At 52.6% G+C, this 2,204-nt stretch carries 1 protein-coding gene; it reads left to right on the top strand.

The annotated features are described in order from the left end of the window. Positions 1 to 261 precede the first annotated feature (261 nt). Complete coding sequence (locus tag NTX71_04795; protein MCX6339220.1) at positions 262 to 1,524, top strand: hypothetical protein; 1,263 nt, start codon at positions 262 to 264, stop codon at positions 1,522 to 1,524. Positions 1,525 to 2,204 lie beyond the last annotated feature (680 nt).

Raw genomic sequence — 2,204 nt, 5'->3', positions numbered from 1 at the left:
AACTGATATATAGGTTCTTTGGGCTGCGTTTCATTGAATAATCTTAACCTAACTAAAAGGTAGGTTAAGATTATGGCAACAAGATGGGGTCTAGTACACTTAAAATCCGCGTAATTACTGGCTTTTTTGGGCATATTCATTGTCGTAAAAACGGATATTCACGCAGGTTTCAGGTTAATCGTTTCACGTCTCACGTCTCACATCTCACATCTTACGTCTCACGTCTCGCGTCTCTCGTCTCTGCTGGCACTATCAGCGACGATGTTGTCGCTCAACGCAACCCTCTGCGCTCAAACCAAAACAATCACTCGACAATCGGATCCCGTGATCGTCAAGGGCCTGCAACTGAGCGCCATGAGGGGTGCCCCGATCTCTCACTGCGCGCTCTTCAGCGCCCGCGAGGGCAAAGTAAATCCGGTCCCGTTCCAGATAGACGAGAAGAACAACGACGGGGTTATGTCCCTCACGGGGCCTGACGGCACGCCGGTAAATCCCGATGATGGTCTGTGGGACGCCAATGACGAACTCGTGTTCATGGCCAGGGATCTGGGAGACAGGGCGGCGATCAAGGATATGCCCGCAGGATGCGTCAAGGCCGCGGAGATTGCGTGCGCCGACCCGCTCACCGGCAGTGAGGGCTGGGCATATTGCGTGGTTTTTCCCGGCCCTCCCCCGGGGAATCCGGGGCGATATGTGAGCTATGACCTCGCACGGGATTACATAAATGCCGACTGCTACGAGATCGGCTATACGCCCGGCGAGATGAAATCGTACTTCAGCACGCTGATCATCAAGGACAACGGGAGCACGCGCTCGCCGAATCTTCTCGACCGCTACAAGTTCCGCGTTACGCTCCACCTCTTCTTCTCTCTCATTACGATCAGCAGGAATGAGGATGACATGCGCTCGGTGCTCATGGGCTACAAAGACGGCCCGATACGCGCGGTGCGGCGGTGCAGCAATTCGATCTACCTCAAGTTCGGCATCCGCTCCCCGACCAGCGTGATCGACAACTATTACTACCGGGACTCCATCGAGTGGCCCACGCTCATCAAGCTCCCGTTCAATGTTTCCACCATCGCGAGCGAGGGCTTCCTCGTGAGCGGCTGCGACTGGAACACCGCGGCGACGGGCATGCGCTACGTCAACTCATGCAACCCTTCCCCGGTGCTCGTGGACGGCGTGATGTCCGAGGAAGAAAAAAAATTGGATAAGAGTCCCTACCTCTGGTCGGGTCTCTCCGGCTCCCAGGGGAGCATGCTCAGCCGCCTCTGGCTTTCCCCGAGCCTCGTGATGGGCAAGGAACTCCTCTACATAGACGATAAGACCATCGCGGATCCCCCTGAGGGCTGTAAGGGTCACTGGGGTTATAACGGGTGGAGTTTTAACGTGACGACGGTGCCCCGCGGCACGCACACATTCATTTCATATTTCTATTTTCCTGAGAACTATACGCCCGGCGCTGAGAAGGCCTTCCTCGAAATTCTTGACCATCCTCTCCGCGTGAGCGCCCGTGCGCTGTAGGCCATGCCGCTGCCAGCCGTAAGCCTTGCCATAATGCCTCAGTCAGGCACTGACAATGATAGCTGGATGTCATTGCGAGGATGCCGAGTCCCGCTAAGCAGGACGAGGCAGCCGTGGCAATCCCCCTCTGAAAGCCCTTTAAGTGAGATTGCTTCGCTCCGCTCGCAATGACAGCAGCGTGCGTATCAGTGCTTCACTGATGCATTACCTGTCGAGAAAACACAAAAGAAAACACAAATATATTTTTTTAAGATATGCTGATTGGGTTGAAGCACACTCAGGAGAATGAATCATCCTATTGCCTGTCAATAGTCGGGGCCTTACCCTGAGTTTTGCTCGACTAGATATGCCTAGTATGCATATAAACTTTGATTGATAGTGACGATATAATCAGGTAAAATCTCTATGGCTATGAAAAAGGTATAAGTAGGGTCTCCTGAAAAAGTCTAAAAATATATATAATATCATACAAGGCAAGTAGATATGATGTACAATGCTCTCCAGAATGATGGATAAAATGCACGGGAATTCGGGACAGGTGCCCGAAACCCGTGCAGTTATACACTGAAGGAGAGCTGAGATGTATCGGACTAAAGATCGTCAGACGGGGTATTTATTTTCGGAGTTGTTTCCGTTCGGGGGGAAGCTGAGAGAAGACAACCGGTGGTTGAAGATCACGA

This window comes from Candidatus Auribacterota bacterium, from assembly GCA_026392035.1.
Classification (GTDB): domain Bacteria; phylum Auribacterota; class Tritonobacteria; order UBA1439; family UBA1439; genus JAPLCX01.
The sequence above is the reverse complement of the archived record's forward strand: the minus strand, read 5'-3'. Positions and strand labels throughout refer to the sequence as shown.

Bases quoted from the DNA above. Each gene is read 5' to 3' on its own strand.
- NTX71_04795 (MCX6339220.1), top strand. From the start codon at position 262: ATGTTGTCGCTCAACGCAACCCTCTGCGCTCAAACCAAAACAATCACT.